Source organism: Bordetella sp., from assembly GCF_051960075.1.
Taxonomy (GTDB): domain Bacteria; phylum Pseudomonadota; class Gammaproteobacteria; order Burkholderiales; family Burkholderiaceae_B; genus Bordetella.
On record NZ_JBQCER010000045.1, the window covers coordinates 33676 to 57766 of the forward strand.

General features: G+C 63.4%; 32 protein-coding genes. 16 read left to right on the forward strand and 16 right to left on the reverse strand.

Features of this window, described 5'->3' with window-relative positions:
- The first annotated feature begins 75 nt into the window (after positions 1-75).
- Positions 76-684 (forward strand): LysE family translocator, encoded by a 609-nt coding sequence (locus tag ACTHJ1_RS05720; protein WP_440189002.1) that lies wholly within the window; start codon positions 76-78, stop codon positions 682-684.
- Between the two features lie 75 nt (positions 685-759).
- Here ACTHJ1_RS05720 and ACTHJ1_RS05725 read toward each other — a convergent pair whose 3' ends face one another.
- Both ACTHJ1_RS05725 and ACTHJ1_RS05730 read right to left on the reverse strand, forming a co-directional pair.
- Positions 760-1725: a tripartite tricarboxylate transporter substrate binding protein gene (locus tag ACTHJ1_RS05725; protein WP_440189005.1), complete on the reverse strand. Its 966-nt coding sequence runs from the start codon at positions 1723-1725 to the stop codon at positions 760-762.
- 147 nt (positions 1726-1872) lie between these two features.
- On the reverse strand, positions 1873-2775 hold the full coding sequence (locus ACTHJ1_RS05730; RefSeq protein WP_440189008.1) for a LysR family transcriptional regulator: 903 nt from the start codon (positions 2773-2775) through the stop codon (positions 1873-1875).
- Between the two features lie 170 nt (positions 2776-2945).
- Here ACTHJ1_RS05730 and ACTHJ1_RS05735 point away from each other — a divergent pair, with 170 nt between their 5' ends.
- The 5 genes from ACTHJ1_RS05735 (at position 2946) to ACTHJ1_RS05755 (ending at position 6357) form a co-directional block, all read left to right on the forward strand.
- Positions 2946-4190, forward strand: a complete 1245-nt coding sequence (locus ACTHJ1_RS05735; protein WP_440189011.1) for an aromatic ring-hydroxylating dioxygenase subunit alpha — start codon at positions 2946-2948, stop codon at positions 4188-4190.
- A gap of 2 nt (positions 4191-4192) precedes the next feature.
- On the forward strand, positions 4193-4663 hold the full coding sequence (locus ACTHJ1_RS05740; RefSeq protein ID WP_440189014.1) for an aromatic-ring-hydroxylating dioxygenase subunit beta: 471 nt from the start codon (positions 4193-4195) through the stop codon (positions 4661-4663).
- 12 nt (positions 4664-4675) lie between these two features.
- Positions 4676-4987 (forward strand): non-heme iron oxygenase ferredoxin subunit, encoded by a 312-nt coding sequence (locus ACTHJ1_RS05745; RefSeq protein WP_440189017.1) that lies wholly within the window; start codon positions 4676-4678, stop codon positions 4985-4987.
- Positions 4984-5667 (forward strand): ferredoxin reductase, encoded by a 684-nt coding sequence (locus tag ACTHJ1_RS05750; protein ID WP_440189020.1) that lies wholly within the window; start codon positions 4984-4986, stop codon positions 5665-5667. The genes ACTHJ1_RS05745 and ACTHJ1_RS05750 overlap by 4 nt, the downstream gene beginning before the upstream one ends.
- A 165-nt stretch (positions 5668-5832) precedes the next feature.
- Positions 5833-6357, forward strand: a complete 525-nt coding sequence (locus tag ACTHJ1_RS05755) for a Spy/CpxP family protein refolding chaperone (RefSeq protein WP_440189023.1) — start codon at positions 5833-5835, stop codon at positions 6355-6357.
- 28 nt (positions 6358-6385) lie between these two features.
- Here ACTHJ1_RS05755 and ACTHJ1_RS05760 read toward each other — a convergent pair whose 3' ends face one another.
- Positions 6386-7210, reverse strand: coding sequence for a tRNA threonylcarbamoyladenosine dehydratase (locus ACTHJ1_RS05760; protein ID WP_440189026.1), 825 nt, complete (start codon positions 7208-7210; stop codon positions 6386-6388).
- A 224-nt stretch (positions 7211-7434) separates the two neighbouring features.
- On the opposite strand from ACTHJ1_RS05760, the gene ACTHJ1_RS05765 reads away from it, so the two are divergent.
- The 4 genes from ACTHJ1_RS05765 (at position 7435) to purU (ending at position 10085) form a co-directional block, all read left to right on the forward strand.
- A complete protein-coding gene (locus ACTHJ1_RS05765) occupies positions 7435-8004 on the forward strand; it encodes a gamma-glutamylcyclotransferase (RefSeq protein WP_440189079.1) in 570 nt (189 codons plus the stop codon).
- Positions 8005-8088: 84 nt separating this feature from the next.
- Positions 8089-8718, forward strand: a complete 630-nt coding sequence (gene pdxH / locus ACTHJ1_RS05770; RefSeq protein WP_440189029.1) for a pyridoxamine 5'-phosphate oxidase — start codon at positions 8089-8091, stop codon at positions 8716-8718.
- A gap of 6 nt (positions 8719-8724) precedes the next feature.
- Positions 8725-9225: a flavin reductase family protein gene (locus ACTHJ1_RS05775; RefSeq protein ID WP_440189032.1), complete on the forward strand. Its 501-nt coding sequence runs from the start codon at positions 8725-8727 to the stop codon at positions 9223-9225.
- A 5-nt stretch (positions 9226-9230) separates the two neighbouring features.
- A complete protein-coding gene (gene purU, locus ACTHJ1_RS05780) occupies positions 9231-10085 on the forward strand; it encodes a formyltetrahydrofolate deformylase (protein ID WP_440189035.1) in 855 nt (284 codons plus the stop codon).
- A gap of 53 nt (positions 10086-10138) precedes the next feature.
- Here the strand turns inward: purU and ACTHJ1_RS05785 are convergent, their stop codons facing one another.
- The 5 genes from ACTHJ1_RS05785 to ACTHJ1_RS05805 form a co-directional block, all read right to left on the reverse strand.
- Positions 10139-10810 (reverse strand): Crp/Fnr family transcriptional regulator, encoded by a 672-nt coding sequence (locus tag ACTHJ1_RS05785; RefSeq protein WP_440189082.1) that lies wholly within the window; start codon positions 10808-10810, stop codon positions 10139-10141.
- Between the two features lie 58 nt (positions 10811-10868).
- Positions 10869-11507 (reverse strand): 2-hydroxychromene-2-carboxylate isomerase, encoded by a 639-nt coding sequence (locus tag ACTHJ1_RS05790; RefSeq protein WP_440189038.1) that lies wholly within the window; start codon positions 11505-11507, stop codon positions 10869-10871.
- A gap of 44 nt (positions 11508-11551) precedes the next feature.
- Positions 11552-12232, reverse strand: a complete 681-nt coding sequence (locus ACTHJ1_RS05795; RefSeq protein WP_440189041.1) for a 3-oxoacid CoA-transferase subunit B — start codon at positions 12230-12232, stop codon at positions 11552-11554.
- A gap of 19 nt (positions 12233-12251) precedes the next feature.
- Complete coding sequence (locus ACTHJ1_RS05800; protein WP_440189044.1) at positions 12252-13046, reverse strand: CoA transferase subunit A; 795 nt, start codon at positions 13044-13046, stop codon at positions 12252-12254.
- A 134-nt stretch (positions 13047-13180) separates the two neighbouring features.
- A complete protein-coding gene (locus ACTHJ1_RS05805) occupies positions 13181-13429 on the reverse strand; it encodes an SHOCT domain-containing protein (RefSeq protein ID WP_440189047.1) in 249 nt (82 codons plus the stop codon).
- Between the two features lie 273 nt (positions 13430-13702).
- Here ACTHJ1_RS05805 and ACTHJ1_RS05810 point away from each other — a divergent pair, with 273 nt between their 5' ends.
- Both ACTHJ1_RS05810 and ACTHJ1_RS05815 read left to right on the forward strand, forming a co-directional pair.
- Positions 13703-14260 (forward strand): TetR/AcrR family transcriptional regulator, encoded by a 558-nt coding sequence (locus ACTHJ1_RS05810; protein WP_440189085.1) that lies wholly within the window; start codon positions 13703-13705, stop codon positions 14258-14260.
- A 126-nt stretch (positions 14261-14386) separates the two neighbouring features.
- Positions 14387-15361, forward strand: coding sequence for an alpha/beta fold hydrolase (locus ACTHJ1_RS05815; RefSeq protein WP_440189049.1), 975 nt, complete (start codon positions 14387-14389; stop codon positions 15359-15361).
- A gap of 25 nt (positions 15362-15386) precedes the next feature.
- On the opposite strand, the gene ACTHJ1_RS05820 is transcribed toward ACTHJ1_RS05815, so the two are convergent.
- Positions 15387-16289 carry a LysR family transcriptional regulator gene (locus ACTHJ1_RS05820; RefSeq protein ID WP_440189052.1) on the reverse strand — a complete coding sequence of 301 codons (903 nt, stop codon included), beginning with the start codon at positions 16287-16289 and terminating at the stop codon, positions 15387-15389.
- 199 nt (positions 16290-16488) lie between these two features.
- Between ACTHJ1_RS05820 and ACTHJ1_RS05825 the strand changes: the two genes are divergently transcribed.
- Positions 16489-17238, forward strand: a complete 750-nt coding sequence (locus ACTHJ1_RS05825; RefSeq protein ID WP_440189055.1) for an SDR family NAD(P)-dependent oxidoreductase — start codon at positions 16489-16491, stop codon at positions 17236-17238.
- Positions 17239-17320: 82 nt separating this feature from the next.
- Complete coding sequence (locus ACTHJ1_RS05830) at positions 17321-18379, forward strand: RNA methyltransferase (protein WP_440189058.1); 1059 nt, start codon at positions 17321-17323, stop codon at positions 18377-18379.
- 14 nt (positions 18380-18393) lie between these two features.
- On the opposite strand, the gene arfB is transcribed toward ACTHJ1_RS05830, so the two are convergent.
- From arfB to ACTHJ1_RS05850, 4 genes are all read right to left on the reverse strand, one after another.
- A complete protein-coding gene (arfB, locus tag ACTHJ1_RS05835; RefSeq protein ID WP_440189061.1) occupies positions 18394-18798 on the reverse strand; it encodes an alternative ribosome rescue aminoacyl-tRNA hydrolase ArfB in 405 nt (134 codons plus the stop codon).
- Positions 18799-19149, reverse strand: a complete 351-nt coding sequence (locus ACTHJ1_RS05840) for a DOPA 4,5-dioxygenase family protein (protein ID WP_440189088.1) — start codon at positions 19147-19149, stop codon at positions 18799-18801.
- A gap of 147 nt (positions 19150-19296) precedes the next feature.
- Complete coding sequence (locus ACTHJ1_RS05845) at positions 19297-19692, reverse strand: hypothetical protein (protein WP_440189064.1); 396 nt, start codon at positions 19690-19692, stop codon at positions 19297-19299.
- 199 nt (positions 19693-19891) lie between these two features.
- On the reverse strand, positions 19892-20851 hold the full coding sequence (locus ACTHJ1_RS05850) for a sensor domain-containing diguanylate cyclase (RefSeq protein ID WP_440189067.1): 960 nt from the start codon (positions 20849-20851) through the stop codon (positions 19892-19894).
- A 179-nt stretch (positions 20852-21030) separates the two neighbouring features.
- Between ACTHJ1_RS05850 and ACTHJ1_RS05855 the strand changes: the two genes are divergently transcribed.
- Both ACTHJ1_RS05855 and ACTHJ1_RS05860 read left to right on the forward strand, forming a co-directional pair.
- Positions 21031-21441, forward strand: a complete 411-nt coding sequence (locus ACTHJ1_RS05855) for a VOC family protein (RefSeq protein ID WP_440189091.1) — start codon at positions 21031-21033, stop codon at positions 21439-21441.
- A 15-nt stretch (positions 21442-21456) separates the two neighbouring features.
- The gene (locus ACTHJ1_RS05860; protein ID WP_440189070.1) at positions 21457-21975 is read left to right on the forward strand and encodes an O-acetyl-ADP-ribose deacetylase; all 519 of its coding nucleotides are present in this window, start codon (positions 21457-21459) and stop codon (positions 21973-21975) included.
- A gap of 180 nt (positions 21976-22155) precedes the next feature.
- On the opposite strand, the gene ACTHJ1_RS05865 is transcribed toward ACTHJ1_RS05860, so the two are convergent.
- From ACTHJ1_RS05865 to ACTHJ1_RS05875, 3 genes are all read right to left on the reverse strand, one after another.
- Positions 22156-22950 (reverse strand): hypothetical protein, encoded by a 795-nt coding sequence (locus ACTHJ1_RS05865; RefSeq protein WP_026350253.1) that lies wholly within the window; start codon positions 22948-22950, stop codon positions 22156-22158.
- 217 nt (positions 22951-23167) lie between these two features.
- A complete protein-coding gene (locus tag ACTHJ1_RS05870; protein ID WP_440189073.1) occupies positions 23168-23710 on the reverse strand; it encodes a nucleotidyltransferase family protein in 543 nt (180 codons plus the stop codon).
- Between the two features lie 254 nt (positions 23711-23964).
- A partial coding sequence (locus ACTHJ1_RS05875; RefSeq protein WP_440188762.1) for an integrase core domain-containing protein occupies positions 23965-24091 on the reverse strand: 127 nt, incomplete at its 5' end.

A 24091-nucleotide genomic window follows, 5' to 3' on the forward strand; every position in this document is an offset into this window, starting at 1 on the left:
CCTGCAATTTCGTTCAAGACGGCATTGACGTCCGGCGGGATGATGACCGCTCCCCTTCTTGGAACCGTGTCCGCCATGAGCCTTCAATTCCTGATCACGTCCCTGATCGTCGTCATCGCGCCGGGCGCGGGCGTTCTGATAACCCTGGCCACAGGCCTGGCGCACGGACGGCGCGCGTCCCTCGTCGCAGCCTTGGGCTGCACCCTGGGTATCCTGCCCCACATGCTGGCGGCGATCACCGGGCTGGCCGCACTGCTGCACGCCAGCAGCATTGCCTTTCAGACGCTCAGATATGTCGGCGCCGCCTATCTGCTCTACATGGCATGGATGGCATTGAAAGACCGAGGCGCGCTGAACGTGCAGGCCGACGCAGAACCCCGCTCGGCGTGGGAAATCATCCGGCACGCCGCGCTGGTGAACGCATTCAACCCCAAGCTTTCGATCTTCTTCCTGGCCTTTTTGCCGCAGTTCATCGGCAAGACCGAGGTCCACCCGGCGCGGCTCATGCTCGAACAGTCCGCCGCTTTCATGGCCATGACTTTCGGCGTATTCGCAGTCTACGGCGTATGCGCCGCGACCCTGCGCAACCGGGTGCTGTCCCGGCCCGCCGTCCTGACGTGGATGCGCGGCGGATTCGCCGCAGTCTTCCTGGGCCTGGGCCTCAAGCTCGCCATCCAGCGATGAGGAGCTCGAGGCCGTTCAGGCGCCGATGCGCTGAAGCGGCCGGCCCGCACGGACCGGCCGCTGCGCAAACCCGCTTCAGTCGGGTTGCATCTTGGCGGCCTTGACCACCTTGCCCAGGCGGGCGCGCTCGTCCTGCGTGAACTTGATGAAGACGGGGCGGGTCATGGTGCCCGGCGTGACGCTATAGGCCTTGAGCGCATCCAGGATCGTGGGCGACTGCGAAGCCTTGAGCACGGCGGCGTTCATCTTGTCCATGATGGCGGCCGGGGTGCCGGCGCGCACGTAGAGACCTTCCCAGTGACCGATGCGGATATTGGGGAAGCCCAGTTCCGCCGTGGTCTTGATGTCCGGCGCGGAATCGAGATGGTCCCAGGTGGTGGCCAGGGCCTTGAGCTTGCCCGCCTTGACCAGCGGCAGCGTGACCATGCTGGCCTCGGAGGTCATGTCGGTCTGCCCGCCCACGACGGCGGCCACGTTCTCGGCGCCGCTCTTGTAGGGGATGGTTTCCATCTTCATGCCGGTTTCCAGCTTGACCATGGCGCCGACGAAGTCGGGCGTGCTGCCCATGCCTGCCGTCGAGAAGTTGATCGTGCGGCCCGACTTCTTGGCGTTTTCGACGACTTCTTTGAGGTTGTTGGCAGGATTGGACGGATTGGTGACGATGATCGAGGGCACGATGGCCAGCATGGCCACGGGTTCGATGTCGCTGTCCTTGTAGGGCTGGTCGGAACGGATCAGCGTGTTGGTGACCGTGCCGTTGGAAGCAGCCAGGTAGGTATAGCCGTCCGGCTTGGAGCGGGCCACGTAAGCGGTGCCCACCACGGCGCCGGCGCCGGGGCGGTTCTCGACGATGACGTTGGTCTTGAGTTCCTGGCCGATTTCCTTGGCGTACAGGCGCGCGATCAGGTCGTTGGCGCCGCCCGGGGCGAAAGGCACGACGATGGTGATCGGCTTGCCGGTCGGCCATTCGGCGGCCTGGGCGTTGAACGAACACGCCGTAGCGGCGGCCAGCGCGAGTGCGAGCACATGTCTTCTTTGCATGGATGAGTCTCCTGGTCGATTGAACCGCGCCGCGAACGATACGCGGCGGCCGACGTAGTGTACGACCCCGGGCCGGGCCGGGTCTGCCCGCTTCTTTTTCGGGACGACAGCCGGGCGGGATGGGCTGCTCTCGGCGCCCGCGCGGCATTAATCGGCGAATTCCGCCACGACCCGCTGCCGCAGCCACTGATTGGCCGCCTCGCGGTGGCTGCGGGCATGCCAGAACACATTGATGACCGACTCCGGAATTTTCACCGGGCAGGCCGCGGTGGCCAGCCCGTAGGGCTCGCAGACCAGATCGGCAAAACGCCGCGGCACGACCGCGATCATGCTGGTCGCCTGCAGCAGCGGGGCCAGCGCCATGAAGTGCGGCGCCGTGATCTTGACGCGGCGCCGCAGGCCCTGGCGATTGATGATCTCGTCGACGATGCCGTGCCCCGTGCCCGACGACACCACGGCCGCATGTTCGGCCGCCTGGAATTGCTTGAGCGACACGCCCGTGCGCGCCAGAGGATGATCACTGCGGAACAGGCAGACATAGGGCTGGCGAAACAGCCGGCGCTGGAAAAAGCCGCTCTTGAGTTCGGGCAGAAAGCCCAGCGCCAGATCCATGCGGCCGCGCTCCATTTCCGCTTTCACGTCCAGGCTGCCCATCAGCTCGGCGCGCACCGTGACGCCCGGCGCATCACTGCCAAGCAGGCGCATGAGGCGCGGCAAAAAATAGAGCTGGCCCACGTCGTTCACGCCCACGACGAAATTGCGCTCGCTGCGCTGCGGATCGAAAGCGGCATGCGCATTGAGCGTGGCATGCAGAGCGGCCAGCGCGTCGGATATGGGTTGGGCCAGCGACTGCGCGTAGGGCGTGGGCACCATGCCGCCCGAGGTGCGCAGGAACAACTCGTCGCCCAACAGCCCGCGCAGGCGCCGCAGGGCATTGCTCACGCCAGGCTGGGATATGCCCAGGCTCTGCGCCGCCAGAGAGACCCTGCCATGCCGGTGCAGCGCGTCGAAGACGACCAGCAGGTTCAAGTCCAGGTCTTGAAGATTCACGTTCCGTCTCCTCCGCAATATTCACATTGGTGATATTTTTTATTTATGAATTTCTATTTATTTAATTTAGCGCTTGTTCCATGATGCCGCCATCGCCTCGCCCATGCATGCAGGCAGGCGGACCGCCCACCAAGGTCGGCCCGCATATCCACGACAAGATGGAGACAACCATGACCGACACGATCCTGCCCGTCTGGCCGGAAAGCGGCACGAACCGCATCCCCTTCGCCGCCTATACCGGCGCGGCGCTGCACCAGCGCGAACTCGAACGCATCTTCTACGGCCCGCACTGGTGCTATGTGGGCCTGACGGCCGAGATCCCCAACTCGGGCGATTTCAAACGCACTGTGGTGGGCGAACGCTCGGTCATCATGACGCGCGACAGCGACGGCGGGATCAACGTCGTCGAGAACGTCTGCGCGCACCGCGGCATGCAGTTCTGCCGCGAGCCTCACGGCAACCGCGCGGAGCTGGTCTGCCCCTATCACCAGTGGAACTACGACCTGAAGGGCAACCTGATGGGCGTGCCCTTTCGCCGCGGCGTCAAGCAGGACGGCAAGATCAACGGCGGCATGCCGCCCGATTTCAAAACGGACGAGCACAATCTCACCCAGCTCAAGGTGTCGGTGCGCAACGGCGTGGTCTTCGCCTGCTTCGACCATGGCGTCGAACCGCTGGAAGACTACCTGGGCCCGGACATCCTGCACTACTTCGACCGCGTCTTCGACGGCCGCGAGCTGGTCATCCACGGCTACAGCCGCCAGCGCATCCCCGGCAACTGGAAGTTGATGCAGGAGAACATCAAAGACCCCTACCACCCGGGCCTGCTGCACACCTGGTTCGTCACCTTCGGGCTCTGGCGCGCCGACAACAAGTCCGAGCTGAAGATGGACGCGCACCACCGCCACGCCGCGATGATCTCGACGCGCGGCCAGGGCGGCAAGGGCGTCGTCACCAGCGGCGTGACCAGCTTCAAGGACCAGATGCAGCTGCACGACCCGCGCTTTCTGGACATCGTCACCGAGCCCTGGTGGAAGGGACCGACGGCGGTGCTGATGACGCTCTTTCCCAGCGTCATCATCCAGCAGCAGGTCAACTCGCTGTCCACCCGGCATATCCAGCCGGTGGGCCACGACGCCTTCGACTTCGTCTGGACGCACTTCGGCTTCGCCGAAGACACCCCCGAAATGACCCAGCGCCGCCTGCGCCAGGCCAATCTGTTCGGCCCGGCCGGCTTCGTGTCCGCCGACGACGGCGAAGTCATCGAGTTCTCGCAGCGCGGCTTCGAGCAGAAGCCCTGGCACCGCGCCGTCGCCGAACTGGGCGGCAAGACGGTCGAGAACACCGACCACATGGTCACCGAGACCCTGATACGCGGCATGTACGAATACTGGCGCAAAGTGATGGAGGCCTGAACATGGATTTCGACCTGTACCTGCGCGTGACTCGCCTGTACGCCGACTACGCCGCCGCGCTGGATTCGGCCGAGTGGGAAAAATGGCCCGATTTCTTCCTGGAAGACTGCACCTACAAGATCATGCCGCGCGAGAACCACGAGCGCGGCTATCCCCTGGCCACGCTCTCGTTCGAATCGCGCGGCATGCTCCGCGACCGCATCTACGGCACCACCGAGACCATCTTCCACGACCCCTACTACCCGCGCCACGTGGTCGGCGCGCCGCGCATCCTGTCGGCGCGAGACGGCCGCATCGAGGCCGAGGCGAACTACGCCGTGTTCCGCACCAAGCCGGGCCAACCGTCGACGGTGTTCAACGTCGGCCGCTACCTCGACGTGATCCGCGACACCGAACAGGGGCTGATGTTCGAGTCGCGGCTATGCATCTTCGACAGCGAACTCATCCCCAATTCGCTCATCTACCCCATCTGAGGAAACGCCATCATGCAATGGATCAAGACCCTGGCCCACGACGATGTGGTCGACGACGACGTGACGCCGGCCGAAGCCGGCATGCGCGCCATCGCGCTCTACAAAGTGGAAGGCGAAATCTTCGCCACCGACCGCACCTGCACGCACGGCGCGGCCAGTCTGTGCAACGGCTTTCTCATGGGCTACGAGATCGAATGCCCGCTGCACCAGGGCCGCTTCGACATACGCACCGGCAAAGGCCTGTGCCTGCCCATCACCCAGGACATCGCCACCTACCCCGTCAAGATCGAGGACGGCCACGTGTTCGTGGGCGTCGAGGCATGAAAACCCTGGACATGCGGGTTGCCCGCCGCTGGCCGGCAGCCGAAGGCATCGAAGCCTTCGAACTGCTGCCTGCGCGGGACGATCTCGCCCTGCCGGCCTACGATGCGGGAGCCCACATCACCGTGCACCTGCCCAACGGGCTGCGGCGCAACTACTCTCTATGCGGCGACCCGTCTCGACGCGACAGTTATCGCATTGCGGTCTTGAAAGACATCTCGGGGCGCGGGGGATCGCGCTGCATGCATGAGCGCGTGCAGGCAGGCGACATCCTGAAGATCAGCCCGCCGCGCAACGACTTTCCCCTGAACGACACGGACGGTCATTGTGTACTGCTGGCGGGCGGCGTGGGCGTCACGCCCCTGCTCGCCATGGCCTATACCCTGCAGGCACGCCGCGTCTCGTTCGAGCTGCACTATTTCGCCCGTACCCGATCCAGGGCGGCGTTTCTCGACGAACTGTCGGCGCCGACGCTGTCGGAAAAAATCCGCCTGCACTGCGACGACGAAAACACCGACCCGAACGCTCGCCCGCTGGAAACCGTTCTGGCCGGCCTGGCGCCGGACGTTCGCGCCTATGCCTGCGGCCCTTCGGGATTCCTGGCTTTTCTTGGCCAGGCGTGGCAACGCCAGAATCGCCCTGCCGATCATTTTCATTTCGAGGCTTTCGCGCCGCAAGCATGATCGGCGGCCCCGGACCCGCGACGAAAGTGGCTCCCGCATGATGTAGGTCAAAAACCGTCAGGCCGCAGGAATTACTGTCTCTTCAGAACAAGCGATGACGTTCGTCTTGTATGCAATGGAGAGATCATGAACAAACGAATCTTGCTGGCTTGGATTGCCGCTCCCATGTTCGCGCTCGCGTCGGCCACGGCGCCGGCGCAGCCGGCCAATGACGCCGGCACGCCCTCTTCTGGAGCCTACGGACCGGGCTACCACATGGGCGCCGGCATGATGGGCGGCCGAGGCGGCGGCTACGGCATGGGGCCGTGGATGATGGACGACGACGAGACCTACGGCGGCTGGGGAATGGGACCGTGGATGATGGGCGGGTATTTCGGCCCCGGAAGCCGGGCGCTCGCCTCGCTCGACCTGAGCGAAGCCCAGATCAAAAAAATCGAGACGATCCGGGACGCGAGCGAGAAGAAGCAATGGGCGCTGATGACCGCGATGCACGATGCGATGCTTGCGGAGCGCGACAGCCTCGGTCGGCAATCCCTCGATATCGAGGCGCAGATGAAGACCGCCAAAGCGATGTCGGATATCCGGCTGCAGATGCTGCGCAACCGGCTTGAAGCGCAAAAGCAGATCTCGGATGCCCTGACGCCCCAGCAGCAGGAGCAATGGCGCCGATACGGCGGCCGGCGCTGGTAACGGACCCGACGACGCCTCGAGCCGCCGGCTACGAGCCCAGTATCCGGCGCAATGCCTCGTTGGCCGCGGCCAAGCCCATGGCCGCGGTCACCATCACCACTGACCCGTATCCCGCGCAGGAAAGCCCCTGCGGCGCGGCGCCCGGCAGCCCGGAGGCATCCTGCGTCCAGGCGTCCGGCAATATGGCCTGCTGGTCGAACCACAGCGCCCGCACGCCCATCTTGGGCACGCGCTTCAAGGCCTTGCCGTTCCTGTCCGAGCCGCGCGCAAAGCCGTGCTCGCGCCGCAAGGTATTGCGCAGCTTGGCAAGCAGGGCGTCGTTCGCCGCTTCGGACAGGTCGCCGGCGCGCAGAGCCAGCGGATCCGTCTTGCCGCCCGCCCCGCCGCACAACACCAAGGGCAGCCCGCGTTCGCGGGCAAACAGGATCATGGCGATCTTGGCCGCTGCCTGGTCGGTGCAGTCGATGAGGGCGTCCAGCTCGCCCGCGAACACCTCGGCCACGTTGCCCGGCTCGACGAAGTCGTCGACCCGGGTCACGGCGCAATCGGGGTTGATGCCGCGGATGCGCTCGGCCATGGCTTCGATCTTGGCCTGGCCCAGGGTGGGCGTAAGCGCATGGATCTGGCGGTTGACGTTGGATTCGGCAATGTGGTCCAGATCGACGAGCGTCAGGGCGCCGACGCCGCAGCGCGCCAGCGCCTCGGCCGTCCACGACCCCACCCCGCCCAGACCGGCCACGGCCACCCGCGCGGCCCGCAGCCGCTCGGGCGCCCGGGGGCCGTATAGACGGGCCAGGCCGCCGAAGCGCCGATCGGCGTCGATATCGCAGGAAACAGACATTTCTTCATTCATGGCGGCGCTATTTTCCCACGGCCGTTGCGGGCGCGACACATTCGACGTCCCGGCCTGCCGCGGCGCATCGACAGACGCCCCGGATAGGCACAAAATCCGAAGGCGTTGCTTCCACCTGCCACCCCCCTGATTTACCCCGTTCCGCCGTGAGCTCGCCCCCCTCCTCCGCTTCGCCCCGCCTGCCCCCGTTCAAACCCTGGACCCCCGAAGAACGCCAGGCGGCCATGAACGCCGCGCTCAGTCACTGGCAGCCCGGAGAAGACGTCTGGATCTACGGCTACGGTTCGCTCATCTGGCGGCCCGAGTTCTCCTACCAGGAACGACGCCTGGCCACGCTGCGCGGCCATCACCGCGCCCTGTGCCTGTGGTCGCGCGTCAACCGCGGCACGCCGGAATGCCCCGGCCTGGTGTTCGGCCTGGACCGCGGCGGCTCCTGCCGCGGCGTGGTGCTGCGGCTGGCCGGCGACGAAGTGCCCGCCTACTTTCCCAAGCTCTGGGAACGCGAGATGTCCGCCGGCGCCTATTTGCCGCGCTGGCTCAAATGCGAGACCGAGCAGGGCGCGGTCAAAGCGCTGGTGTTCATCATGAACCGGGAGAGCCCGGCCTACATCCGCTCCCTGCCCGACGACGAACTGATCACCATCGTGCGGCGCGCGGCCGGCTGCTACGGCCCCTGCACCGACTATGTCATGGAAACCGTGCGCGCCCTGCGCGCGTCGGGCATCCACGATGCGCGCCTGGAGACCATCGCCTGCCGCCTCGAACGTGCGAGCGAGACCCTGGCCGAAGAATAGGCATTGCCAGCGGGATGCAGGCCGCAAGCGGTAAACTGGCTCTCCCGCCACATCGGGGCCATGGCGCCCTTGCAAGCCTCATCCATGTCTCTTTCCGATCTGCGACAAAGCTACGAAAAAAGCGTGCTGCTCGAAGCCGAAGCGGCTGCCTCCCCGTTCGCGCAGTTTCAGCGCTGGTTCGACCAGGCCTTGGCTGCCGAGGTGCCCGAACCCAACGCCATGACGCTGGCGACCGTCAGCGCCGACGGCCGGCCGTCGGCGCGCATCGTGCTGATCAAGGGCGCCGACGAACACGGCTTCACGTTCTTCACCAATTACGAATCGCGCAAAGGCGAAGACCTGGCCGCCAATCCGCGTGCGGCGCTGCTGTTCTTCTGGCAGACGCTAGAGCGCCAGGTGCGCATCGAGGGCCGCATAGCGCGGGTATCGGCGCAAGAGTCCGACCGCTATTTTCACAGCCGCCCGCCCGGTTCGCGCATCGGCGCCTGGGCCTCCGAGCAAAGCCGGCCCACCACGCGCGAAACGCTGGAAGCCCGCGAGCGCGAATTCCGCGACCGCTACGGCGACCAGCCGCCGCGCCCCCCGCACTGGGGCGGCTATCGTCTGGTGCCCGACTACTTCGAATTCTGGCAGGGCCGACCCTCCCGTCTGCACGACCGCCTGCGCTACCTGCCCGACGGCCAAGGCTGGAGGATGGACAGGCTCGCGCCCTGACGCCTCATGCCCGCTCAACCCAGTTTCGACGCGGCCCAGTTCCGCGCCACGCTCGGCCGTTTCGCCACCGGCGTCACGGTCATCACGGCCGAAGCCGCCGACGGTTCGCCGGTGGGCCTGACGGTCAGCTCCTTCAATTCGGTCTCGCTCAACCCGCCGCTGGTGCTCTGGAGCCTGTCGCAGTCCGCCTCGTCGCTGCCCGCCCTGCAGCAGTGCGAGCGCTACGTGATTCACGTGCTGTCGGCCCGGCAGATCGCCCTGGCGCGCCACTTCGCCACCGGCCTGCCGTCGCAGCGCTTCGTCGGTGTCGATCTGGCGCGCGCGCCTGGCGGCACGCTGATGCTGGCCGAAGAAAGCGCCGCCTGGTTCGAATGCCGCAACCGCAGCCGCTACCCGGAAGGCGACCACTTCATCATGGTCGGCGAAGTGGAACACTGCGGCCACAGCAAAGCGCCGCCGCTGGTCTTTCACGCCGGCGGCTTCGACCTCACTCCCAAGCAAGCCTGAACGCCATGCAGCACAACGACTTCATCCTGACGCTCTCCTGCCCCGACCGCACGGGCATCGTCTACCGCGTGAGCGGCCTGCTGTTCGAGCTGGGCTGCAACATCCTGGACTCGCAGCAGTTCGGCGACGACGAGACCGGCCGGTTCTTCCTGCGCGTGCACTTCGACCTGCCCACCTCGGTCTCCCAGCAGGATCTGCGCGACAGGCTCGGCGCCCTGGCTGCCGACTACGGCATGGAATGGCACATCCACGACGCGCGCATCAAGCCGCGCCTGCTCATCATGGTAAGCAAGCAGGGGCACTGCCTGAACGACCTGCTGTTTCGCGTGAGCAGCGGCCAACTGCATGCCGAGATCGCCAGCATCGTCTCCAATCATGAAGACTACGCCGGCCTGGCGGCGTCCTACGGCATCCCCTTCCACTACCTGCCCGTCGCCGCCGACACCAAGCTCGAACAAGAAAAGCAGGTGCTGGCGCTGGTCGAACGCGAACGCATCGACCTGGTGGTGCTGGCCCGCTACATGCAGATCCTGTCGGACCCGATGTGCCGCGCGCTCGAAGGACGCGCCATCAACATCCACCACAGCTTCCTGCCCAGCTTCAAAGGCGCCCGACCCTATCACCAGGCGCATGCCCGCGGCGTGAAGATCATCGGCGCCACCGCACACTACGTCACGGCCGACCTGGACGAAGGTCCGATCATCGAGCAGGACATCGAACGCGTCGATCACGGCATGACGGCGCAGGAATTCACGCGGGTGGGCAGCGATGTGGAATCGCTGGTGCTGTCGCGGGCCGTGCGCTGGCATGTCGAGCATCGCATTTTGCTCAACGGCAGCAAGACGGTGGTGTTCCGCTAACCGATCTGCGCTGAAAGGGGCGGCCTGAGCGGCCGATCGTCCAGTGCCGCCCTTCAATTGCCGTAGTTGCGCAACCGATCCAGGTCGATCACGGTAATACCGCCGTACTCGAGCCGCACCACGCCGTCTTTCTGCAGTGCCTTCAACGATTGATTCGCCACCTGGCGTGTCATACCCGAGAGCAGGCCCAGCTCTTCCTGATTGATTTCCAGGTAGTCGCCCGCGCCGGGATACAGCACGGGATTGAAGAGCGAAGCAATGCAGCGCGCAAGCCTGGGCGTCGCGTCCAGCAGGCGGTCGTATTCGAGCAGCGCCATGAAATGCCCGAGACGTTCGTTCAACTGGCGCACGAGAAAGCCGTTGAAGGCGACGCTGTTTTCCGCCAGCCACATGAAAGTCGGGCGATCCATGAACGCCATGCGCGTGCTGCGCAGCGCAACGATGTCGTAACGGCGCGCCTCGTTCTTGAGCACGGTTCCCTCGCCGAACCAGCCGCCCGCCGGCACGCCCGTGAAGGTCACGCTGCGCCCTTCGCGCGAGACGGTGCCGACTTTGATGAGCCCGGTCACCACGCCCGTCCAGCTTTCGAGCACGGTGTTCTTGGGGCAGATGCAGGCGCCGCGCGGATAGGTACGCTCGACGATGCCGGCGGCGGCGCGCGCCGCCTCGTCCTCGGGCAGCGCGAGCGACCACGCGGCGATATGTGCGAGGCGGGCCCGGCTCACGCCGGGACGCGAGGCGTCGGGTTCGGTATCGAGAATGGCCCGCTTTCCCGGCGCAACGTCAGGCACGCTGCACACCCACGGGCAGACGGCTCACGCGACGCACCTCGGGGTCATCCAGCCAATCGCCCGATTCGAGGCAGTGCAGGAACAAGCCGGTGGCGTCTTCGCCCCAGAAGAGCTCGCCGCCGAGGTTGAACGTCGGCACGCCGAATACGCCCAGTTCGATGGCATGCTCGGTATGGCGACGCAGCGCATCTTTCACAGACTGCGCCTCTACGCCCTTTGGGCCGTCGGCGTAGCCCATGGCGTCGCACAACGCGGCGAATCCCTCGGGCGAGGCGACATCGTTGCCGTCGCGCCATATATGGCGAAAAATCCGCCGTACCACATCGAGCGAGCCGCCCAGGGCAATGGCCAGCCGCAGCGGCCTGATCGGGTTGAAAGGATGCGCCGGCGGCATGCGCAGCGCGATGCCCAGCGTCTGCGCGCGAAACAGCACGTGCCGGTACGTGAATACGCGCTTGGCCGCGATCTCGGCCGGCCCCTTCTGGCCCGCGTGGGCCAGAAGCGCACCCAGCACCACGGGCCGCGGCGTCACGTCGAGTGCGGGAGGCAAGGCGCCGAACTGCTCGAGCTGCAGATACGCGAAGGGCGAGACGAAATCGAAGAACCACTCGGCGGATCTGGGTGCATTCATCGCAAGAGTCCTTGTTCGTCGATTCTGCGGACCGATACGGCGCGTCATGCCGAGACCGTGCGCAGTGCCGGCAAGACTTCGAACGGCGCGCCCGTCATTGCGCGGACCTCGTCCAGTGTCGCACGAGAGAGAATTTCGCGCAGCACCAGCCCCGCCTCGGTCACGTCGAACACTGCATGCTCGGTCACGATCGTCTTCACGCAGCCGCGTCCCGTGAGCGGCAGCGTGCAGCGCGGCATGATTTTGGAGCGGCCGTGCTTGTCGACGTGAGCCAGTGCCGCAATGACCTTTTTCGTGCCGTGGCACAAATCCATCGCGCCGCCGATGCCGGGCCACCACTTGCCCTCGCGCTCGCACGCCCAATTGGCAATGTTTCCCAAGGCATCGACCTGCAGCGCCCCGAGTATGGTCACGTCGATATAGCCGTTGCGCATCGCGCCGAGCGAGGTGGCCAGGTCCATCAGGGCGGCGCCCGGCGGCAACGTGATCGGCTCGCAGCTCGCATTCGTGAGATCGCTGTCGATGGCATGCGCGGGCGGCCTGCCGCCGAAACCGAAAGCGCCGTTTTCGGTATGAAAAATGACGCCTGCATCGGGTTCGAGGTAGTTGGCGGTCAGCGTCGGGATGCCGATGCCCAGGTTGACCACCTCGCCGGCGCGCAGTTCCTGCGCGCAACGCGCGGCAATGCGCTGCTTGGGGTTTTCCGGGTATGCGGATGCGAACATGCGGGTCTCCTGGGATGCTTCACGCTGCGGCCAGATCGGGGGCCAGGCAGTCCTGCGGCAGGCGGCCGAGCCTGACCCAGTGTTTTTTGTAGAGCGCGTGCTGTTCGTCGAGCGACAACCCCTGCACGACAGCATCGACGAACACCCCCGGACAGCCGACGCGCTCCGGGGCGATTTCGCCGACTTCGACGATGTCGTTGACTTCGACAATGGTGTAACGGCCCGCCATGGCCAGGTCGCGCTGGTTCTGCAATGCCGTGCCGCGAAACTCGACGTTGCCGAAGGTATCGGCGCGCCAGCCCTTGATGATCGATACATCGGCAGCCAGCGGCCGTTCGATGAAGAACTCGCGACCGTCCAGAACGAGTTTTTCTTTGGGCGCGCCGCGCGCGGGGAACATGCCCGGTTGATCGAGTATGCCGATGCCGACCGGTACGAGCACGCCGCCCAGGCCCATTGCGCCCGCGCGCACTTTCTCGGCCCAGGTTCCCATGGGAAAGAACTCGGCCATTCGCACCGTTTCGCCCAGATAGGCCTGCGTCGATTCATCGGTCGTGCCGATATGCGTGCCGATGAATTCCGCGATCTGGCCCGATGCAAAAAGCCTGGCCTTGAGAAACCCGCCGCGCAGGCCCGGCGTGTTGGCGATCAGCGTGAGGTCGCGCAGGTCGCTCGCCAGCAGCGCTTCGATGGCGCAGGCCGGTTCGCCCGCGCCCACGAATTCGCCCAGCATGAGCCGCATGCCCGAGCGCAGGTGCGCCAGGGCGTCTGGCATCGACATGACCTTGTTCGGATAAGGCGTGGCGGGCCGCATCGTCGTCTCCTTGCCTGGGCTCGGCTTTGTGTTTTCTTGCCCGCCAGTCTAGGAGCCCGCCGCGACCGGAGCTGTCTTTTAGATGACAGTTCCGAGATTGCCGCTGCGCGGCGGGAGCGGGAGCGGCAGACCGCTCACCTCGTCAGATCCGTCAGCCGCGCCTTGTATTCCCGCGCGTCGATCTCGCCGCGCGCATAGCGTTCGTCGAGAAGTTCCAACGCCATCCTGCACTGATCCCGCCTTGCGGATATCGTCCTGGGCACGCGCCGAGCCAGCAAGGCAGCCAGGGCGATCACGGTCGCCAGACCCACCACCAGCAACAAAATACCGGCCCCGCTCATCATGCCGTTGCCGAAATCACTCAAGTAGTTTGACCCCATCATGTCGTTCTCCCGATTGTCAGGCCGCATTTTCCGAGCGGTTACCCGTGAGAGGCGATCTCGAATACCGCCTCGCTTCCTACGCTATCCGCGTATCGAGCGGCCGATCTTGACCTGAATCAAGACGCCTGCAAGGCCTGGGCGCCGCGCTAGCCCATGGGCGATTTCTCGATATGCTTTATTTGGAAATTTTTATTTCCTATAATGCATCGCATGAACAGACCCGACTCGCCGACCCGGCAGGCGCGCTCCCCGGGACGCCCGCGCGAATTCGACATGGATGCCGCGCTGGACGGGGCGGTGCGCATTTTCCGCGAACGCGGCTATCACGCAACAGCGCTCGCCGATCTGGGGCCGGCAATGGGTCTTTCAGCGGGCAGCATCTATAAAGCGTTCGCCGACAAACGCGCGGTCTTCGCCGCGGCGCTCGATCGCTATATCGACATGCGCAACAGCGCGTTGCGGCGTCTTACCGACGCGCAGCCGACGGGGCGCGACAAGATACGCGCGGTCCTGCGGTTTTATGCGGAATCGGCGCACGGCATCGAAGGCAGGCGCGGTTGCCTTGTCGTCGGATGTGCAACCGAGCTGAGCACCTTCGACGCCGAGATCGCGCAGCGCGTCGTAGCGACGCTGCAAACGATCGAAACCACCCTGCTTGCCATGGTCAAGCTCGGCCAGGCAGACGGCTCGGTCGCCGCGGCGCTGGACCCGGCGGCCGTCGCCGGCGTCCTGCTGGGCGTAATCCAGGGCTTCAGAATCCTGGGCAAAACCGGACGTTCCCGGGCGCGCATGATGGCCGCGGCGGACCAGGCCCTGCACTTGCTGGACTAAAAGCACCGGGCTGCCGCATCCCGATCCGAACTTCGCACGATTATTTTGGAAATATTTATTTCCAAATAAGCGCGATTCCCTTGCGCGAGGCATCCCGCCTTGCCATGCCTTAGAGGAATTTCAACCATGACCACGCCCCTGACTCCCCTCCCGGATCCGTGCGCCCCATGCATCGCCGTCTCGCCGGCAAGCCGACCCGTCGCGGGGATGGAAGGATTCGAGCATCGCTTCGAAACCGTCAACGGGCTGCGGCTGCACTATGTGGCGGGTGGAAATCCCGACGGCGATGCGCTGGTTCTGTTGGCGGGCTTTCCCCAAAGCTGGTTCGCTTGGCGCAGGGTCATGTCCTTGCTTGCGGCGTCCTATCGCATCGTGGCGCTGGATCTTCCCGGACAAGGAGACTCCGATCGCCCGCTGGACGGCTACGACACGCAAACTCTGGCGCACCACGTTCATGACGCGCTGGCGCAGCTCGGCGTCAGCCGGTATTTTCTGGCCGCGCACGATGTGGGCGCCTGGGTCGCCTACCCCTATGCCATGCTGTTCGGCGACGAAATCCGCCGGCTTGCACTGCTGGACGCCGGCATTCCCGGCGTCACGCTGCCCGATGCGCTGCCGATTGCCCCCGAGCGCGCATGGCGCACCTGGCATTTCGCGTTCCATGTGCTGCCGGACCTGCCGGAAACCTTGATCGCCGGCAAGGAGCGTGAGTATCTCGATTGGTTCCTGCGCCGCAAGACTGCGAATCCCGACGCGTTCGCCGACGCCGATCTGGAGGAGTACCTGCGCATTTTCAAGAAGGACGGCGGCCTGCGCGCCGGCCTGGCTTACTACCGCGCCGCCCATGTCAGCGCACGGCAGAACCGCGCGCTGAAAGACCGGGGACACGTGGCGATGCCCGTGCTGGCGCTGGGCGCCGATCAGGGGTCTATCCCCGACATGGCGACACCGTTGCGCGGCGCTTGCGCCGACGTGCTCGGCCGGACGATCGCGCACTGCGGCCACTTTCTCGCAGAGGAGCAACCGCTTGCCGTAGCCAGCGCGCTCGCCGATTTCTTCAGAGACCCGGCGCCGGCACGGCGTTACACGCCGCAGCACTGACGGCTCGCCGGGAATTCAGGTCGCGTCAGCCCAAGCGGCCCGGCAACGCTTGAACCAACCAATCGATGAAAACGCGCAAGCGGTGGGTCACGTGACGATTGTGCGGGTAGATCACATGGAAAGGATAAGAAGGCGGACGCCACGGCTTCAGAATTTCGACCAGATCGCCCGCCAGCAACGCCGGTCGGGTGCAATAGGCGAAGGTCTGGATGATACCCAGGCCGGCAAGGCCGGCAGCCAGATGGCTATTGCTTTCATTGATGCCGATGCGATGCTCCGCGCTGATCTCGAGTCTTTCGCCGTCAACCATGAAGCGTAGCGGCACGGCGCGCCCATTCTGGGTACTGATATAGGCCACCAGTCTATGCCCATTCTTGATCTCGCCGGGATAGGCCGGTACGCCATGCCGCTTGAGGTAAGCGGGCGAGGCGCAAGTAACCATGCTGGCGTCTCCCACATGGCGGCCGATCATCGAGGAGCTTTCCAGGCGCCCGCCGCGAATGACGCAGTCCACATTGTCGGCAACCAGGTCCACGGATCGATCCGACACGCCCAGGTCGATGCGGATGTCGGGATAGCGCGCCATGAAATCCGGCAGCGCAGGGATCAACACATCGCGCGCCGTCGATCCGCCGACATCGACGCGCAAGCGCCCCTTGGGTTTACTGCGTGCCGCATTGAAAGACGTATCGATGTCTTCCAGGTCGCGCAGCACGCGCAGCGTCTTTTCGTAATACGCCTGCCCTTCCGGCGTGACGGTAACGCGGCGCGTCGTTCGCTGCAGCAGCCTCACGCCCAGGTGCGCCTCCAGATCCTGCACCAGCTTGCTCAGGCTGGTGTTGGGCATCTCCAGCGAATCCGCCGCCCGCGTGAAATTTCCCGCCTCCACGACGCGCGCGAACCCCCTGATCGCCAATAGCTGATCCATCGCCTGCCGCACCTCCAGAAAATCTGCTTATTATCCATACACATGGATATTCATTTCTTTTTTACCCCATTTTTCTATAAAACCGATATCGATAAAGTTCACCCATGCCTTGCACGACAGGCCGCTGAAAACCAGACGGCGGCCGGTAAACGGGCACGGCTCCCTTCTCAAACTGAACTGATCGACAAAGGAATACATCATGGAAAAGCCACTCAACGGCAAGATCGCACTGGTCACGGGCGGCACCTCCGGCATAGGCCTGGCCACCGCTCGGGAGCTGGCTGCGCAGGGCGCCCAGGTATTCATTACGGGCCGCCGCCAGGCTGAACTCGACGCTGCCGTGGCAACGCTCGGTGGCAGCGTCAGCGGCATCCGTGCCGACGCCTCCGTGCTGACAGATCTGGACGCCGTCTACGCCCAGATTGCCAAGCGCGCCGGCAAGCTCGACATCTTGTTCACCAACGCCGGCGGCGGCGATCTGCTGCCCCTGGGCGCCATTACCGAAGAACAGTTCGACCGTATCTTCGGCACGAATGTGCGCGGCGTGCTGTTCACCGTGCAAAAAGCCCTGCCGCTGCTGGTCAACGGCGCTTCGATCGTGCTCTCCGGCTCCACCGCCGGCAGCCGGGGCACCGCCAGCTTCAGCGTATACAGCGCCAGCAAGGCCGCGGTACGCAATTTCGCCCGCTCCTGGGCGCTCGATCTGAAAGACCGCGCCATCCGCGTCAACGTCGTCAGCCCCGGCCCGATCCGCACGCCCGGCCTGGGTGGCTTGGTGTCGGACGATTCCCGCCAAGGTTTCTACGATTTCATGGCCGGCCAGGTTCCATTGGGTCGCTTGGGCGAACCGGAAGAAGTCGGCAAGGCCGTCGCGTTCCTGGCTTCCGACTCCGCCAGCTATATCAACGGCACCGAGCTGTTCGTCGATGGCGGTCTGGCGCAAATATGATGAGTTGCGCTTGAGGCGATCCCTGAACGACGCCCGCCGATCTGTCCGATACGCTCGAGCGGCGCAGTAAAATCCGCACCCCATGCGCTATTCCGACTTCGACCAACGCCTTGCCGCCCTGGGCGCCCTGCCCGTCCATCGCGGCCGGGTCGCGCGCGTCTGGCTCGATGGGCAGGCGCTCGACCGCGGCACACGGCGGCGACGTTCCGAGCACTTCCTGCCGCTGGCGCTACGCGACGCCGTGCCCGCTCTGACGGCAGAGCTCGACGGCCTGGCCCGCATCCGTTCCGAACACGCTGGCAGCGACGGCTCGCGGCTGCTCGTCGAACTCGCCGATGGGCAGATGGTGGAAAGCGTGCTGCTGCCGCGCGACGGACTGTGCGTCTCCACCCAAGTCGGCTGCGCGGTCGGCTGCCGTTTCTGCATGACCGGCAAGAGCGGCCTGATCCGCCAGGTCTCGAGCATGGAAATCCTCGCCCAGGTGGTGCTGGCTCGGCGCCTGCGCGCGGTAAAGAAGGTCGTCTTCATGGGCATGGGCGAACCGGCGCACAACCTGGACAACGTGCTCGAAGCCATCGATCTGCTCGGCACCGAGGGCAATATCGGCCACAAGAATCTCGTGTTCTCCACCGTGGGCGACCGGCGTGTGTTCGAGGCCCTGCCGGAGCAGCGCGTCAAACCCGCGCTGGCATTGTCGCTGCACACGACCAAGGCCGAGTTGCGCGCGCACCTGCTGCCGCGCGCGCCCAGCATTGCGCCGGAAGAGCTGATAGCGCTGGGCGAAGACTACGCCCGCCGCACCGACTACCCGATCCAGTACCAGTGGACGCTGCTCAAGGGCATCAACGACGGCGACGACGAACTCGACGGCGTCGTGCGCCTGCTCAAGGGCAAGTTCGGCGTGCTCAACGTCATCCCCTTCAATAGTCTTGAGGGGGATGACTACCAGCGGCCCGATGCCGAGCGCATCCGCGAGATTGTTCGCACCCTGCACCGCCGCGGCGTGCTCACCAAGGTGAGGAACAGCGCCGGACAGGACGTGGACGGCGGCTGCGGCCAACTGCGCGCCCGCGCCGTCGGCGCGGAACAGGTGATCGAATTACGACGCCGCAAGTCCACGGCAAAGCGGGAAGCCGTCTAGGGCAGCCATCGCATTCATTCCGACACGCGGCCCCGCCCCGCCTTCACCTCGCTGCGCTGCGCCTTGCTCTCGAGGCGGCGCCGCTGCGACGATCGGGTCGGGCGCGTTGCCACGCGCACCTTGCGGGTTTTGCCGACACTTGCGATCAAGGCCTCCAGACGCTCTATGGCGGCGGCGCGGTTCTGCTCCCGGGTGCGGTGTTCCTGAGCCTTGATGATGATCACGCCCTCGCGCGTCACCCGCCGATCCTGCAACGCCAGCAGCCGCGCCTTGAGCTCGTCCGGCAGCCCGGAAGCGCGTATGTCAAAGCGCAGATGAATGGCGCTCGACACCTTGTTCACATTTTGCCCACCCGCGCCCTGGGCGCGCACGGCCACCAGTTCTATTTCGTGGGGAGCGACGGTGTAGCGGGTCATCATTCAATTGAGCGCAGACAAGATCAACTCGTAAGATCGCCCGATCCAGATTGCGCAATCGCGATGATCACGCAAGGAATTTCCCGTATTGGGGTGCACGAATATGTCGAGCGCGCCATGGTTCAACGACAGCCAGCTGATCAATTCCGCAAAGCGGTCGGCAGTAAACGCGATCTGATACGACCATTTCGGATGCGGTCCGACCGGGCGCTCATGAAACCGGCCGAGCTGCACGCCTGCGCCGAAACGTTGATCGATTTCCTGCCGGAAAGCCCAGGCGGCATCGCGGCTTGCCGCATCGAAATAAATATGGGCATGCCAGTCTTCGATCTGGTTCGTGTCGAGAGTCGTCATATGCGCTTGTTGTTGAGCTGCCATCGTAGGTACGTGCTTGGCATCGTTGCATTATCGTGCATTCGTCCCGATGCTGAAGGCATGCGCGAGATCGTGCGCACCCTGCATGGCCGCGGCGCGCCGACCAGGATTGGATGCTGCGCAAACCTACGGGGCGGCCGGAGCGTTCAGTTCGGCGGCGATCTGCTCGAACAGACTCGATGTCCAGTCCGGCGGATAGTTGAACGGCGCGAGGATGGGCTTGCTCACAATGGCCACATCCGTGTTCGACTCGTTCAGCGAACGCAGCCATATCACAATGCGTTCGCCCCAGCTCCACCAGGAGATGCCGTGGGAGACAACGATGCGCCCGGCAGACGGATCGCTTTCCACCAGGTCAAGTTCCTTTGCCTTTGCGGCGGCTAGCGTGGCGGCGTACACCGAGTCGTAGGGTGCCGCATAGACTCGATGCACCGCTTCTTCCTTGGACGCCTTGACCGATTCGGTGGACGCGCAGCCGCTTAGCGCCACCGCGAAAAATATTGGAATAAACCAGACTCGCATAGCAATCTCCGTCAGCACAATTCGCTTTCAAATTGACGCCTGAACCGACCTGCCGGCGCGATTTATGCAACCCGCTTTCGCGCAGTGCATCATCCGGGACCACGCGCACCGTTCAGATCATGCTAGAAGACTGTTTTTTTCGCCTTTTGAGATAGATCAAGGTTGTTGTTCTACCTGCTTTCCAAGGGCGGCCTATAACCTAGGGGCGCTCGCTCTCGGACAACTGCACATGCTCGATGCGGTGTCGCCCGTTGTTCTTGGCCGCATAGAGCTGCCGATCCACCGCCTTGATGAACCCGGAGCGCTCCGTCCGGTCACCCGGCACCACTGTGCCCGCTCCGATGCTTACCGTGACGCGCCTGTCATGCGGCGACAGCGCGTGCAGGATCGCCTTTTTCTGGAGCAATCGCTGGCAGCGTTCGGCGACTTTCCGGGCCGACTCAGCATCGGCTTCGGGCAACAGCACCACAAACTCTTCGCCGCCGTAGCGAGCCAGAAGATCGCGCGGGCCTTCCAGCGCCAGACTCAGCGTCTGGGCGATGTCCACCAGGCATTTGTCACCCTGGGTGTGGCCGTACAGATCGTTGTACTGCTTGAAGAAATCGACGTCGAACAACAACAAGGACAAGGGCTTGCGTTCGTTGCGCGCACGCTCCCACTCCAACTCGAAACTGCTGTCGAAGCGGCGCCGGTTGGCAATGTTCGTCAGGCCGTCCTTGAACGACAGAACCTCCAGCTCTTTTTGCAGGCTCAGCAGCTGTTCCTCGGTTTTCTTGCGCTCGGTGATGTCGAACATGAAGCCGATCAGCGCTTCGACGTCGCCTTCATCGTTACGCACCACGTGCACCACATCGCGTATCCAGACATAGCCGTTGTCTTTGGTCAGCGCCCGATAGTCCGCCTCATGATCCACGCCGCTCTGGGATTGGGTGACGCAAAAGTTCACGACATATTCGCGGTCTTCGGGGTGCATGCGCATGGCCCAGTCTTCCACGCTTACCCAACTGTCGGCGGTCCAGCCCAGCAACGCCTCGATCTGGGGACCGATATAGGCGAACTTCATCGTGGCCCAATCGATCTTCCACGGAATTGCCTTGGTCGATTCCAGCAGGGTCTTGTACACCGCATGGTCATTGAAAAGCGGGCTTACGTCGGTCATGCCAACCTTCTCCTGGATTTATATTGATCAGTCACGTTAGCCTCAGGCCACCGGCCGCGGGATTTTACCGAATGGCTGCTTCTGATCTAAGGTGTTTGCGACTGGCGGATATCGATCCGGGAAAATTTTTGACCGCCCGGCGTATTGCGCCAGACAAGTGTCGCTTCAGGAGGAAAATCATGCCGGCATTTCAAATCAAGCACTTGGACCATGTCGTTCTCAGGGTCCGGGATCTGGCGCGCAGCGTGGACTTCTATACGAAGGTGCTAGGCTGTTCCGTCAAAAAGAAAAACGATAAATACGCCATGATTCATCTGGGCGCCGGCGGATCGATAATCGATCTGGTGGATGTACATGGCCCCCTGGGCGCTACCGGCGGCGAAGCGCCAGGGAAGGAGCGACGCAATCTCGACCACTTTTGCCTGCGGATCGATCCCTTCGATGAAACGGCCATCCTCGAACATCTGCAAGCCTTCGGAATTGCCGCGGAAAAGGCCGTGATGCGGTACGGCGCGGAAGGCGAAGGCCTTTCGATTTATTGTTTCGATCCCGATGGAAATCAAATCGAACTGAAGGGGCCTGCGATCTAGCGCGAGGAACACGATATGCCCGCAACCCTGCGCGCAGTCCATTCGGACATTACGACGCTTTATCTCGACGCTATTGTCAACGCAGCAAACTCGTCATTGCTGGGCGGCGGCGGAGTCGATGGCGCCATACATCGTGCAGCAGGTCCGGATCTCTTGTATGAATGCAGGCAGCTCGGCGGCTGCAAGATCGGCGATGCAAAAGTAACTAAAGCCTATTGCCTTCCAGCCCAATTCGTCATTCATACGGTGGGTCCTGTCTGGCGGGGCGGAGACGGCGGGGAGCCGGCATTGCTTTCCAGCTGCTACCGCCGATGCATAGAGTTGGCGGAAGAGAAGGCAATCGCTTCGATTGCGTTCCCGAGCATCAGCACCGGCATATACGGCTACCCCATCGAATTGGCGGCGGAAGTGGCTGTCAACAGCGTTCGCGAAAGCCTATCGCAAGACTCGCCAGTTCAAGAGGTGGTCTTCTGCTGCTTTTCACCGGAAGACCTCTTGCAATATGAGCGCTTGTTAAATAGGACGCATACGTGATTCGATACTGGGGTGCGGATTTTAAAGGTGCACATATCCGCGCTTATAGGACTTATCTCAGATCGCTTTCGGCCGGCTGCAGCCTGACTTGATTGGCGGAAATCGACCCACAAGGGACAGTAGAGTCACCAGAAAGCGGACGCTCAACGCACTCGACCGGGAGATATACCGTTGAAAGAGTCAATCCGTAGCAACGACGCTCGGCTCCGCAATCTTCGTGCGCCGCTTTGTTGCTAGTCGCTTAGTGCTCCATTGCACAAGCATCGCTAAGACAGCCGCCTCCGCGAACGCCACGAGTGGCCGCTGGTAAAGCAGTGAGAACGAAAGCAGCAAACAAAATGCGGCAAACGAGAACCTTCCAAGCACCATGCCTCGAAGCAGCGAGATTACAAAGGCCGGCCCATGTGCGCGGTGAGACGACACCGATAAAACGATTCCGAGAAGTGGAAATACCGCCAGCAGACCGCTCCAGGCGGGGCCTGCCCATCCAGATAACGAGGTGACTAGTACCGTCAGCACAGCGCCGGCAACCATCCTGCCTATCAGGTCGGACTGTGTAAGCGGTGCGCCAGCTGCGACCGCCGAGCTGCGTGGCAAGAACGACTGGCCGAAGCACACAGCAGCGAGGGCGGCGGTTGCTGCCCACACCGGTGAAGTTGGCATCATTGATAGGCCATACGCGGATATAAACCATGCGATAAGCCCGACTGCTAGCGCAACCGGCCATGTACGCGAGCGGCAGGTCCATGCATATGCGAAATTGAATGCTTCTGACGCGAGGATCGCGGAGAGGGAAAGTGTGGCAGCACGCGCGCCGAAGACCGGGCCATGCGCAAGAACAAGAATGAACAGAATCGGACCTGCTACCACCGGCAGTCCAGCCAACCAGCCCGCAATCGATGGCCCCCACCATTTACCCGACATTGAAACGACAAGCAAGAACAGCGGGACAAGCGTTAGTTTGAGCGCGAGCATGCCGAAATCGAGCGGATTTAAAGTGGGATCATACCCTCGTCCCCCCATATCACGGCTCCTGATTCCGTCTGGGTCACTGCATCGCCGAACTGCTGTTATTCGCACACCACGACGAAGGACGGTTTGTGGCCGCACTCCGACCGATGAAGCCCGTTCAACGCTTGTCGTCGCGAGGAAGCCGCAGTCCGACTCTGAACGGCCGCTGGAACCAAAGTCTTCACTGAACTTGAAGCCAAGGCCAACGCCGTCTGTACGACGCGGATTTTTTCTCAAACAAATCGCGATGGGGGGTTAACGGATTCATCGTTAGTATTCCCTGATACAGCAGATCGAGGCCATTCGGCGCATAAATCTCCTGCGGTTGAACGCCGACGCATGTGGCTGGAATCAGAAAGCGATCAATGCCGTCGCAGGCGTTCTTTAGTGCGGGACATGGGTAGCCAAAATGCGATTCATACCAGAGATGTACGCGCGCCTGATTCGACGCTTCGATTGTTGCATCCAAGCCTGCAAAGACCCGTTCGACATGCGCCTGCACTCTTTTCTCACCTGCGTCGCTGAGGTCTCTCGCGTCGAAGTAGAAGATGTCATAGTCCTTGATGTTGGCATCAGGCGGTTGCCCTGATTGCTTGTTCCAAATCGTCTGAAACAGGCATCCAGCAACAAGCCAACAATCGGGGAGATCCAATGCGTCCCATCGCTCAAGGATGATGCGATTGATTTGATTGGACAACAGATCTTCAAAAAAACTGCTCTGCATGTGAAAAGGGTGTCAAGAAACGTTGGTCGCAATATAAACCGCGGCTTTCGAGAGTAGACAGGTCGTCACGGGGCGTAATGATTGACCGTTCCTGGCCGACTGTTGCCCGATGCATTCGGCTGGCCCCCCCTGAAGAGACGGTGGCGGAAAGCCTTAAGACTCGGTGAGCGTAATAAAGCGATGTCACTCTTCGCAGATCAATCTTTCCTGATTACACTTCAAGTCCGGCATCAGTGATGTCGTAAGCTTCCCCGTCAAGTAGACAGTTTGTTGTAGACATTCGAAGCCAGGGTTAACCGGGGCAGATATTGCACCGGCGGCACACCGCCCAACGATTCATGCGGGCGAAATTCGTTGTAGTCACGCAGCCATTCATCGGCC

Coding starts and splice junctions, on each gene's coding strand:
- purU (WP_440189035.1), top strand. CDS start 9,231: ATGCAGCACAACGACTTCATCCTGACGCTCTCCTGCCCCGACCGCACG.
- ACTHJ1_RS05805 (WP_440189047.1), bottom strand. CDS start 13,429: ATGATGGGGTCAAACTACTTGAGTGATTTCGGCAACGGCATGATGAGC.
- ACTHJ1_RS05825 (WP_440189055.1), top strand. CDS start 16,489: ATGGAAAAGCCACTCAACGGCAAGATCGCACTGGTCACGGGCGGCACC.
- ACTHJ1_RS05720 (WP_440189002.1), top strand. CDS start 76: ATGAGCCTTCAATTCCTGATCACGTCCCTGATCGTCGTCATCGCGCCG.
- ACTHJ1_RS05815 (WP_440189049.1), top strand. CDS start 14,387: ATGACCACGCCCCTGACTCCCCTCCCGGATCCGTGCGCCCCATGCATC.
- ACTHJ1_RS05860 (WP_440189070.1), top strand. CDS start 21,457: ATGCCCGCAACCCTGCGCGCAGTCCATTCGGACATTACGACGCTTTAT.
- ACTHJ1_RS05810 (WP_440189085.1), top strand. CDS start 13,703: ATGGATGCCGCGCTGGACGGGGCGGTGCGCATTTTCCGCGAACGCGGC.
- ACTHJ1_RS05755 (WP_440189023.1), top strand. CDS start 5,833: ATGTTCGCGCTCGCGTCGGCCACGGCGCCGGCGCAGCCGGCCAATGAC.
- ACTHJ1_RS05750 (WP_440189020.1), top strand. CDS start 4,984: ATGAAAACCCTGGACATGCGGGTTGCCCGCCGCTGGCCGGCAGCCGAA.
- ACTHJ1_RS05760 (WP_440189026.1), bottom strand. CDS start 7,210: ATGAATGAAGAAATGTCTGTTTCCTGCGATATCGACGCCGATCGGCGC.
- ACTHJ1_RS05775 (WP_440189032.1), top strand. CDS start 8,725: ATGCCCGCTCAACCCAGTTTCGACGCGGCCCAGTTCCGCGCCACGCTC.
- ACTHJ1_RS05870 (WP_440189073.1), bottom strand. CDS start 23,710: ATGCAGAGCAGTTTTTTTGAAGATCTGTTGTCCAATCAAATCAATCGC.
- ACTHJ1_RS05745 (WP_440189017.1), top strand. CDS start 4,676: ATGCAATGGATCAAGACCCTGGCCCACGACGATGTGGTCGACGACGAC.
- ACTHJ1_RS05795 (WP_440189041.1), bottom strand. CDS start 12,232: ATGTTCGCATCCGCATACCCGGAAAACCCCAAGCAGCGCATTGCCGCG.
- ACTHJ1_RS05820 (WP_440189052.1), bottom strand. CDS start 16,289: ATGGATCAGCTATTGGCGATCAGGGGGTTCGCGCGCGTCGTGGAGGCG.
- ACTHJ1_RS05855 (WP_440189091.1), top strand. CDS start 21,031: ATGCCGGCATTTCAAATCAAGCACTTGGACCATGTCGTTCTCAGGGTC.
- ACTHJ1_RS05800 (WP_440189044.1), bottom strand. CDS start 13,046: ATGCGGCCCGCCACGCCTTATCCGAACAAGGTCATGTCGATGCCAGAC.
- ACTHJ1_RS05740 (WP_440189014.1), top strand. CDS start 4,193: ATGGATTTCGACCTGTACCTGCGCGTGACTCGCCTGTACGCCGACTAC.
- ACTHJ1_RS05840 (WP_440189088.1), bottom strand. CDS start 19,149: ATGACGACTCTCGACACGAACCAGATCGAAGACTGGCATGCCCATATT.
- ACTHJ1_RS05830 (WP_440189058.1), top strand. CDS start 17,321: ATGCGCTATTCCGACTTCGACCAACGCCTTGCCGCCCTGGGCGCCCTG.
- ACTHJ1_RS05850 (WP_440189067.1), bottom strand. CDS start 20,851: ATGACCGACGTAAGCCCGCTTTTCAATGACCATGCGGTGTACAAGACC.
- ACTHJ1_RS05725 (WP_440189005.1), bottom strand. CDS start 1,725: ATGCAAAGAAGACATGTGCTCGCACTCGCGCTGGCCGCCGCTACGGCG.
- ACTHJ1_RS05865 (WP_026350253.1), bottom strand. CDS start 22,950: ATGCTCGCGCTCAAACTAACGCTTGTCCCGCTGTTCTTGCTTGTCGTT.
- ACTHJ1_RS05845 (WP_440189064.1), bottom strand. CDS start 19,692: ATGCGAGTCTGGTTTATTCCAATATTTTTCGCGGTGGCGCTAAGCGGC.
- pdxH (WP_440189029.1), top strand. CDS start 8,089: ATGTCTCTTTCCGATCTGCGACAAAGCTACGAAAAAAGCGTGCTGCTC.
- ACTHJ1_RS05765 (WP_440189079.1), top strand. CDS start 7,435: ATGAACGCCGCGCTCAGTCACTGGCAGCCCGGAGAAGACGTCTGGATC.
- ACTHJ1_RS05790 (WP_440189038.1), bottom strand. CDS start 11,507: ATGAATGCACCCAGATCCGCCGAGTGGTTCTTCGATTTCGTCTCGCCC.
- arfB (WP_440189061.1), bottom strand. CDS start 18,798: ATGATGACCCGCTACACCGTCGCTCCCCACGAAATAGAACTGGTGGCC.
- ACTHJ1_RS05735 (WP_440189011.1), top strand. CDS start 2,946: ATGACCGACACGATCCTGCCCGTCTGGCCGGAAAGCGGCACGAACCGC.